The 8653-nt window shown below is 75.8% G+C and carries 6 protein-coding genes and 2 pseudogenes; 2 read left to right on the forward strand and 6 right to left on the reverse strand.

What is annotated here, in order from left to right; translation table 11 throughout:
• Positions 1–322 (forward strand): annotated as a pseudogene (locus IDM29_RS12405) (hypothetical protein); the annotation flags it as partial.
• Between the two features lie 15 nt (positions 323–337).
• Here the strand turns inward: IDM29_RS12405 and IDM29_RS12410 are convergent.
• From IDM29_RS12410 to IDM29_RS12435, 6 genes are all read right to left on the reverse strand, one after another.
• A complete protein-coding gene (locus IDM29_RS12410) occupies positions 338–1303 on the reverse strand; it encodes an alpha/beta hydrolase (RefSeq protein WP_182113008.1) in 966 nt (321 codons plus the stop codon).
• Positions 1300–2271, reverse strand: a complete 972-nt coding sequence (locus tag IDM29_RS12415; protein WP_188037582.1) for a zinc-binding dehydrogenase — start codon at positions 2269–2271, stop codon at positions 1300–1302. Before IDM29_RS12415 ends, IDM29_RS12410 begins: the two co-directional genes overlap by 4 nt.
• Before the next feature lie 477 nt (positions 2272–2748).
• Positions 2749–3483: a maleylpyruvate isomerase N-terminal domain-containing protein gene (locus IDM29_RS12420; protein ID WP_182113010.1), complete on the reverse strand. Its 735-nt coding sequence runs from the start codon at positions 3481–3483 to the stop codon at positions 2749–2751.
• Positions 3484–3520: 37 nt separating this feature from the next.
• A complete protein-coding gene (locus IDM29_RS12425; RefSeq protein ID WP_188037583.1) occupies positions 3521–4666 on the reverse strand; it encodes a DUF4190 domain-containing protein in 1146 nt (381 codons plus the stop codon).
• A 30-nt stretch (positions 4667–4696) separates the two neighbouring features.
• Positions 4697–5929: a homoserine O-acetyltransferase gene (locus IDM29_RS12430; RefSeq protein ID WP_182113012.1), complete on the reverse strand. Its 1233-nt coding sequence runs from the start codon at positions 5927–5929 to the stop codon at positions 4697–4699.
• Positions 5929–7248 carry a bifunctional o-acetylhomoserine/o-acetylserine sulfhydrylase gene (locus tag IDM29_RS12435; protein WP_182113013.1) on the reverse strand — a complete coding sequence of 440 codons (1320 nt, stop codon included), beginning with the start codon at positions 7246–7248 and terminating at the stop codon, positions 5929–5931. Before IDM29_RS12435 ends, IDM29_RS12430 begins: the two co-directional genes overlap by 1 nt.
• A gap of 611 nt (positions 7249–7859) precedes the next feature.
• Here IDM29_RS12435 and IDM29_RS12440 point away from each other — a divergent pair.
• A pseudogene (locus IDM29_RS12440) lies at positions 7860–8653 on the forward strand (glycoside hydrolase); the annotation flags it as partial.

Consider the following 8653-nt stretch of genomic DNA (forward strand, 5'->3'; position numbering starts at 1 on the left):
CCCGCCGCCCGAGGCGCCGCCGCCCGCGGCACCGGCCCCCCACGCGCCGCCCCCGGGACCCGACGGTCGTCTCATCCGCGTGGCCACGCACCTGGGCGCCCCGGCGGCGCTGGTGTGGCAGCGTGAGGACGGCGGGTACCACGAGGCGCTCCTGCACGCCGACGGCTGGATCGAGCTGCCCGACGGCACCCGTCTCCGCTCGCCCGACGAGGCGGCGGCAGCGCTCACGGGCGACGCGGCCACGGACGGCTGGCGGGTGTGGCACGTCGAGCGGCCGGACGGCCCGTCGCTGGCGGACGCGCTCGAGCGCGCCTCGGGCTGACGGGGGCCGGCGCGCTCACATCCAGCCGTAGGCCGACGTCCAGCGCCGGAGCTCCTCGTAGAAGAGGGTGCGGGCCGGGAGCCGGGACAGCGTGAGGTCGTGCAGGCCGCCGCGGACGCGGACCACGGTGACGACCGGGCCGAGCATCACGGCGCGCCGCGCGGTCAGGTCGACGTCGAGCACGGTGTCGGCCTCGCGCATCTCCTCGCGCCACCGGGGGAGCACCAGGCTCCGGGCGGAGAGGCCCACGAAGACCGGCACGGTCAGGTTCAGGCCGCGCTGGACCTGGGCGTGCCCGCTGAGCACCGCCTGGACCCAGCCGGCGCGCACCGGGTGGTAGGGCGTGGGTCGCCACGTCGTGTCGTACTCCCACTCGCCGCCCTGCTCCCGCAGCAGGGAGCGGGCGTAGAACCCGGGGTCGATCACGCCCAGCGGCGTCTTGGGCCGCTGCCGGGCGATGGGCAGGATCAGCGGCATGCTGAGGTTGCGCGCCAACGAGGCCCCGAGCAGCTCCAGCCAGGGGCTGTTGAGGACGAGCCCCGTGACCAGGCCGGGCCGGCGCCGCGCCCACAGCGAGCCCACGAGGCCGCCGGTGGAGTGGCCCATGAACATGATCCGGGCACGGCGGCCGAGGTCCGCGTGGATCTGCCGGATCGCGGCGTCCAGCTCCTCGTCGTACGTCGCCAGGTCGTCGACGTAGTTCGGCGTCTGGTGCGGGCGCAGGCTGCGCCCGTACTTGCGCAGGTCGAGCGCGTAGAACGCCGCGCCCTCCGCGTGCCAGAACTCGGCGAGCCCGGTCTGGAAGAAGTAGTCGTTCCACCCGTGCACGTACAGCACGGCGCGCGCCGGGCGGACGTCCGCGGCGGCCTGCGGCCGGTACCGGACCAGGGTCGCGACGACCTCGCCCTCGTCGTCGTCGGCGAGCGGCAGCGTCAGGGCCTGGTAGTCCGCCCCGAGGACATCGGTGACCCAGGTGCTCATGCGGGCGTGACCACGACCTTCCCGAAGTGCTCTCCGGAGGCGAGGCGCGCGAACGCGTCGTGCACCCGGTCGAGCTGGTACGTCGAGTCGACCACGGGGCGGACGCCGGTGCGAGCCAGGAAGCGCAGGAGCGCCTCGAGGTCGGCCTTCGCGCCCATGGTCACGCCGACGACGCGGAGCTCGGTGAAGAACACCCGGGTCAGCTCGGCGCCGGGCTGGTCGCCGCTGGTCGCACCGGCCACCACGACGGTGCCGCCCGGGCGCAGCGAGCGGATCGAGTGCGCCCACGTCGCGGCGCCGACCGTCTCCAGGACGGCGTCGACCCGGAAGGGCAGGCGGGCGCCGCTCTCGAGCGCGAGCGACGCGCCGAGGCCCAGCGCGCGCTCGCGCTTGCCCTCGTCGCGGCTGGTGACGACCACCTCGACGCCCGCCGCCGAGCCCAGCACGACGGCGGCCGTGGCGACCCCGCCGCCCGCGCCCTGCACGAGCACGCGGTCGCCCGGGCGCGCACCGGCGGCGACGAAGAGCATCCGGTAGGCGGTCAGCCAGGCGGTGGGCAGGCAGGCCACCTCCTCGAACGACAGCTCGGCCGGCTTGGGCACCAGGTTCCACGTCGGCACCGCGACGCGCTCCGCGAGCGTGCCCGGGTAGGCCTCGGAGAGCAGCGTGCGGCGCTCCGTCGGCCCCACGCCGTGGCCGGTCTCCCCGATGACGGAGTGGATGACGACCTCGGTCCCGTCGGCAGTGGTGCCGGCGCCGTCGGTGCCCAGGACCATCGGCAGGCGGTCCTGGGGCAACCCGACGCCCCGGAGCGACCACAGGTCGTGGTGGTTGAGGCTGGCGGCCCGCACGTCGACGACCGACCAGTCCGGCCGGCCCTCCGGCGGCGCGGCGTCGGGGCGCTCCCCGAGCTCGAGGCAGGCGAGCGGGTCGTCGGGATCGGTCCGGGCGGCGTAGGCGGCGAGCACACCCCAAACCTACGTGCCCGCCCCCCGACCCCGCCCGGGACACGAAGCCCGCGCCATCCGCCACCGGCCCTACGCCACTCCGCCAGGCCGCCAGGCCGCCGCGCCACTCCGCCGCGCCCCATCCCCCGCGGCAGGTCCGACGGCGACGTCGGACGCCCCGACGCCGCTCAGCACGTCCGTTCCGTTCGAGCACGTCCGCTTGCAGAGGACGTCGTCGGTGGGAACGGACGTGTTCGGCGGGCGGGGCGGGTAGGTGGGGCGGAGGGCGGCGGTCGCGGCGGTGAGGGCCGGCGGGATGTCGACGTCGGACAGCCGCCGACGCCGGACGCCCCGACGCCGCTCAGTACGTCCGTTCCGTTCGAGCACGACCGTTGTGGAGGACGTTGTGGGTGGGAACGGACGTGTTCGGCGGGCGGGGCGTTTAGGTGGGGCGGAGGGCGGCGGTCGCGGCGGGGCGGGGGCGGCGGGGCGGGTGGGTCAGAGGAGGGGGAGGGTGCGGCCCAGGTCGGGGACGGAGTCGGACGTGTGGTGGGCGCTCAGGGCCCGGGCGACGCCGTCCGCGTCGTGGGGCACGCGGCCGCAGGCCAGTCGCGTCCACGCCAGCGGGTCGACCACCTCGAGGTCCCAGCCGCCGCGGTCGACGACGACCTCCAGCAGCGAGTCGGCGACGAGCCGCAGGGCGGCGGGGTCCACCGGCCCTTCCTCGCCCGTGCTCGTGCGGTCCAGCGAGCGCGCCAGGTCGTCACCGTGCACGACGAGCTCGAGGAGCCGGGACAGCAGGAAGTCGGAGAGGTGGATCGCGCCGCGGCGAGCCTGCACGACGACGTCGGGGGCCGCCGTGCGCAGCTGCGTCACCTGGGCGAACGCGGTCGCGGCCATCGCGTCGAGGCGCCCGGCACGGTCGGGGGCGATCGCCGCGGCGAGCTCGCGGGTGATGCGGTCGATGTCCGCGCCCGCCGCGGTGTAGGTCGCGAGGTACTCCCCGAGGCTCAGCGGGCGAGGCCCCGCCGCGGCGGGCTGCACCGCGGCGAGGGCGTCGAGACTCCTGCCCAGGTGCGCCACGAGGTGCTCGACCGTCCAGCCGTCGAGCACGCTCGCGCGGTGCAGCGCGTCGTCGTCCAGCCCGCTGATCCAGGTGCGCAGGCGCAGCCACTGCCGGCGCAGCGTGTCGTCGATCGCGGTCAGCTCGGTGGCGTCCACTGGGGCTCCCATGCTCACCATGCTAGGGAGCGCCGCGCCGGCTGTCGGGTCAGCGGTACCCGGCGAGGATCGCGTCGATCTCCGCCTGCTCCTGGTTGGCCTCGGCCCGGTCCTGCGCCACGGCGGCCGGGTCGGCGGTGCCGGCCGCGATCGCGTCGCGCAGGGCGCGGTCGGCGTCGACCTCCTCCTGGGTGACGGGGATCGTCCAGCTCGTCGGGAAGACGGGCGGGTCACCGGGGCCGGCGTACCCGCCGTGCCAGCAGCTGTGCCGGGCGCGCAGCACGCCCAGCCAGTACATGCTGCTGGGGTCGTCCGCCTCGGCGGTCCGCTCCGAGAGGCGGTACGCGGCGTTGTCCATGTCGAGATCGCCCTGACCCTCGACCTCGGCCGCGAACAGCTCGCCGACGGCCGCCCTGACGGCCGGGTCGTCGAGGTGCGCGAGGTTGCCGGTCAGCACGGCGCACGCCTCGAGGTCCACGGTCGGGGTGCCGAGCAGCCCGAGGTCCTTGGGTGGGCCGACGGACGACTCCGCCGCAGCCGCCTCGCCGCGCTCGCGGCTCTCGGTCAGCGCCGCCTCGTGGGCCGCATCCTCGCCCGCGGCCTCGGCGCGGTAGGCAGCGGTGTGCAGCGTGACCGGGTAGCCGCGGTCCGCGCAGCCGACGTCGGCGCGGTGCTCCCCGTCGGCGTAGGACGCCAGCACCGCACCGGAGCCCGTCTCCAGCGTCCCCTCGACGCACAGCGCGTCGCCGTCGAGGTAGGCCTCGACGTGGACGTCGCGCACGGCGCCGTCGTCGTCGAGCCCGATCTCCTGCGCGACCTCGCGCAGGTTCGCCGGCCAGGCGCCGTCGTCCTCGCGGAGGCCGGTCAGATCCGATGCGACGTCCTGGGTGACGGAGCGGACCGTGGCGGCGTCCCCGCGGGCGGCGGCGTCGCGCTGCCACTGCCCGGGCAGGCCGGAGCCCGCGAGGTAGAGCACGGCACCGATCGCCGAGAGGACGGCGAGCACGGTGGAGATCGCCGCCCCGGCCAGGGCGAGCCCCCAGCCGCCGTCGCCGCTGCGCCGGATGCGCCGCAGCGCGACGTAGGACAGCACGAGGCCCGCGGGCCAGAGCAGCAGTGCGGTGACGAAGCCCCAGACGGCCAGGGGATCGGTGTCGCGGTACCGCGACGGGGGCAGGGGCGGGGCAGCGGGCACTGGTCTCCTGGTCGGTGGACGCGGGTGTGCTCAGGTGAGGAAGTCGCGCACGAGCGCGCCGACCTGATCCTCCTCGATGAGGAAGCCGTCGTGGCCGAAGTCGGAGCGGATCAGGTGGAACCCGTCGGCGTGCGGCAGGGCGGCGGCCGTCGCCGCGGACTGCTCGGGCAGGTAGAGGCGGTCGGTGTCGACGCCGACGACGAGCGCACGCGCGCTCACCCGCGCGAGCGCGGCCTCGACGCCGCCGCGGCCCCGGCCGACGTCGTGCGACAGGATCGAGTCGGTGAGCACGACGTAGGTGTTGGCGTCGAACCGGCGCGCGAGCTTGCCCCCGTGGTGGTCGAGGTAGGACTGCACCGCGAAGCGCCCGCCGCCGCCGAGCGGCTCCTCGCCGTCCTGCGGCGTGCGACCGAAGCGCTCGTCGAGCTCGACCGCGCTGCGGTACGTGGTGTGGGCGATCTGGCGCGCGACCGCGAGTCCCGCGTGCGGCCCGTCGCCGTCGGCCGCGTCGTAGTAGTCGCCGCCGCGGAAGCGCGCGTCCCCGCGGATCGCCGCCAGCTGGGCGTGGGCCCAGGCGATCTGGTCGCCGGTCGTGCGGGCCGTGGTGGCGATGGGTGCGATCGCGCGGACGCGGTCCGGCGCCATGACGCCCCACTCGAGCACGCGCATGCCGCCGGCGGACGCGCCGACGACCAGCGCCCACGCATCGATCCCGAGCGCGTCGGTCAGCGCGATCTCGGCGGCGACCTGGTCCCGCACCGTGACGTACGGGAAGCGTCCGCCCCAGGGCCGGCCGTCGGGCGACGTCGACGCCGGCCCGGTGCTGCCCTGGCAGCCGCCGAGCACGTTGGGCGCGACGACGAAGTAGCGGTCCGTGTCGATGGGTCGGCCCGGCCCGACGAGCGAGGGCCACCAGCCGGCCGTCGGGTGCCCCGGGCCGGCGGGCCCCGTCACGTGGGAGTCGCCCGTGAGCGCGTGCAGCACGAGCACCGCGTTGTCGCCCGACGGCGACAGCGTGCCCCACGTCTCGTAGGCCATCCGGACCGCGGGCAGGTGTCCGCCGGCCTCGAGGTCCTGCGGACCCAGGTCGACGAACTTCCGGTCCCCGACCGGGTCGCCCTCGCGCCAGGCAGCGCTCGCCGGGACGGCGTCGGAGGCCTGCACGACGCGCAGACCTCCGGCGCCGTCACGGCGACCACCGGCCGTGTCCACGGGCGGCCGCCCGTCGTGTGCGCGGGGGGCGGCCCGGTCGGGGACCCCCATCACGCGCCCTTGGCGGCCCGGAAGCCCGCGTCGAGGTCGGCGAGGATGTCCTCCACGCCCTCGATCCCCACCGAGAGGCGGACCAGGCCCGGGGTGATGCCGGACCGCAGCTGCTCCTCGGGCGTCAGCTGGCTGTGCGTCGTCGACGCCGGGTGGATGACGAGCGAGCGCACGTCCCCGATGTTCGCGACGTTCGAGTGGAGCTCGAGCGCGTCGACGAACCGCTTGCCCGCCTCGGCGCCGCCCGCGAGCTCGAAGGACACGATCGCGCCGGCGCCGCGCGGCGCGTACTTCTGGGCGTTCGCGTGCCACGGGCTCGACGGCAGGCCCGCGTAGTGCACGCGCACGACGTCGTCGCGCTGCTCGAGCCACTGCGCCACCTGCTGGGCGTTCGCGACGTGGCGCTCGACGCGCAGCGACAGGGTCTCGATGCCCTGGGCGATGAGGAAGGCGTTGAAGGGCGAGATCGAGGAGCCGAGGTCCCGCAGGAGCTGGACGCGGGCCTTGAGGATGAACGAGAGGTTGACCGGGAAGAGCCCGCCGACGCCCAGGTCGCGCGCGAAGACCAGGCCGTTGTACGAGGGGTCCGGGGTGTTGTAGTTGGGGAACCGCTCGGGGTGCTGGGCGTAGTCGAACGTGCCGCCGTCGACGATGACGCCGCCGATGGCCGCCCCGTGGCCGCCGAGGTACTTGGTGGCCGAGTGCACGACGACGTCGGCGCCGTGCTCGAACGGACGGATCAGGTACGGCGTCGCGACGGTGTTGTCGACGACGAGCGGGACGCCCACCTCGTGCGCGACCGCCGCGACGGCCTCGATGTCGAGGACGTCGGCCTGGGGGTTGGGGATCGTCTCGCCGAAGAAGAGCTTGGTGTTCGGCTGCACCGCGTCGCGCCAGGCCTGCGGGTCGTGCGGGTCCGTGACGAACGTCGTCGTGATGCCGAGCCGCGGCAGCGTGTAGTGGAGCAGGTTGTAGGTGCCGCCGTAGAGGCTCGGGCTCGCGACCACGTGGTCGCCGGCCTCGGCGATGTTGAGGATCGCGAACGTCTCCGCGGCCTGGCCGGACGAGAGCAGCAGGGCACCGACGCCGCCCTCGAGCGACGCGATGCGGTCCTCGACGGCCTGCGTCGTCGGGTTCCCGATGCGCGTGTAGATCGGGCCGAGGTCCTGCAGCGCGAAGCGCGCGGCGGCCGTGTCGGCGTCCGGGAAGACGAACGACGTCGTCTGGTAGATCGGCAGCGCGCGGGCGCCGGTCGTGGGGTCGGCGGTCTGACCGGCGTGGATCTGGCGGGTCTCGAAGGACCAGTTCTCGTTGCTCATGGTGCGGGCTCCTCGATGAGTGGGAGCCGCGGGGTGACCACAGCCAGCGCACTGACCCGGCCAGCCCGCGACGGGACTGGGGCGTGTGCACGTGGGGAGTGGCGCCCTGGCCGGTGGTTCAGGCGGGCGCGGGAGCGCGGCTACCTACCGGTCAGCGGGCGCACCACCGGACGTGCGCTGTCAGCGGCACATTCGGCAGGTCATGCCGGCGACACTACGGCGGCCCGTGGGGGGACCACGAGACCCGTCTTACATGTCGGACGACGCGTCCACGCCTCGGGCCGACCCCCCGGAGCGAGGGAGTGGCGCCGGCCGCCGATCGGGTGAACATGCCGCGGGCGTGTGCCGGCGCGAGGGCCGGCGCCCCGTGGCGACGCACCCGCGCCACCGCGCCGCGCCACGCACGGGCGGGTCCGAGTTGTCCGCTCCCCGCGTCGGGGCCGGTGGGACGGATGTGACTGCTGTGACGGGAGTGACGGAAGTTGTTGGTGTGACGCCTGTTCCCTCCTGCGGCTGGTGTGGGTAGCGTTCGTCGGGCGTGCCGCCTCGACGGCAGCGCACGGCGGCCGGACCCTCGCGGTCGGGCGCCCCCACTGGACGACGGGAACGGCATGACCCACTGGACCACCGGCGCGCGCCGCACCGCCGCGGCGACGGCGCTCGTCCTCGCGCTCGGGGCCGCGACCGCCGGCGCCTCCTACGCCGACCCCGACGTCAGCGACGACGACGTCCGCGCGGCGCAGGACGCGGTCCGCACGGCGGCGCGCACGGTCGCCGCCGTCGAGGTCGAGCTCGCCGCGCAGTCCGCCGAGCTCGAGGGCGCATGGACCGCCGTGTCCGCCGCGGCCGAGGACTACGCCGCCGCCACCGCCGAGCGTGATGCCGCGGCCGAGCGGGCCCGGGTCGCGCTGGAGGAGGCCGCCGTCGCGGCCGCCGACGCCGAGGTCGCCCGCGCCGCGCTCGGCGAGATCGCCATGCAGGCCTACCGGTCGGGCGGCTCGCTGGACGGCCTCGGTGCGTTCCTCTCCGCCGACGGCTTCGAGGACCTCGTCGCCCGTCAGACGGCCATGGACCAGCTCGGCGACCGCGCCCAGCGCGCCGTCCAGCTCTTCGACGCGGCGGACCTCGTCGCGCGCACGCTCGAGGACCGCGCCAGCCGGGCCGAGGACGAGGCCGAGGAGTCGGCCGCCGCCGCGCAGGCGGCGCTCGGGCAGGCCCAGACCATGCACGAGGACGCGGAGCGCCGCGTCACGGAGATCGCCGCCGAGCGCGAGTCCCTCCTCGGTGAGCTGGCCTCGCTCCGGCAGACGTCGCTCGAGGTCGAGCGCGCGCGGCAGGCCGAGCTCGACGCGGCGCGTGCTGCGCGCACCGAGGCCGCCGCCGCGGCCGAGCGCGGCGTGGTGGC

It is taken from the genome of Actinotalea sp. JY-7885, from assembly GCF_014525465.1.
GTDB lineage: Bacteria > Actinomycetota > Actinomycetes > Actinomycetales > Cellulomonadaceae > Actinotalea.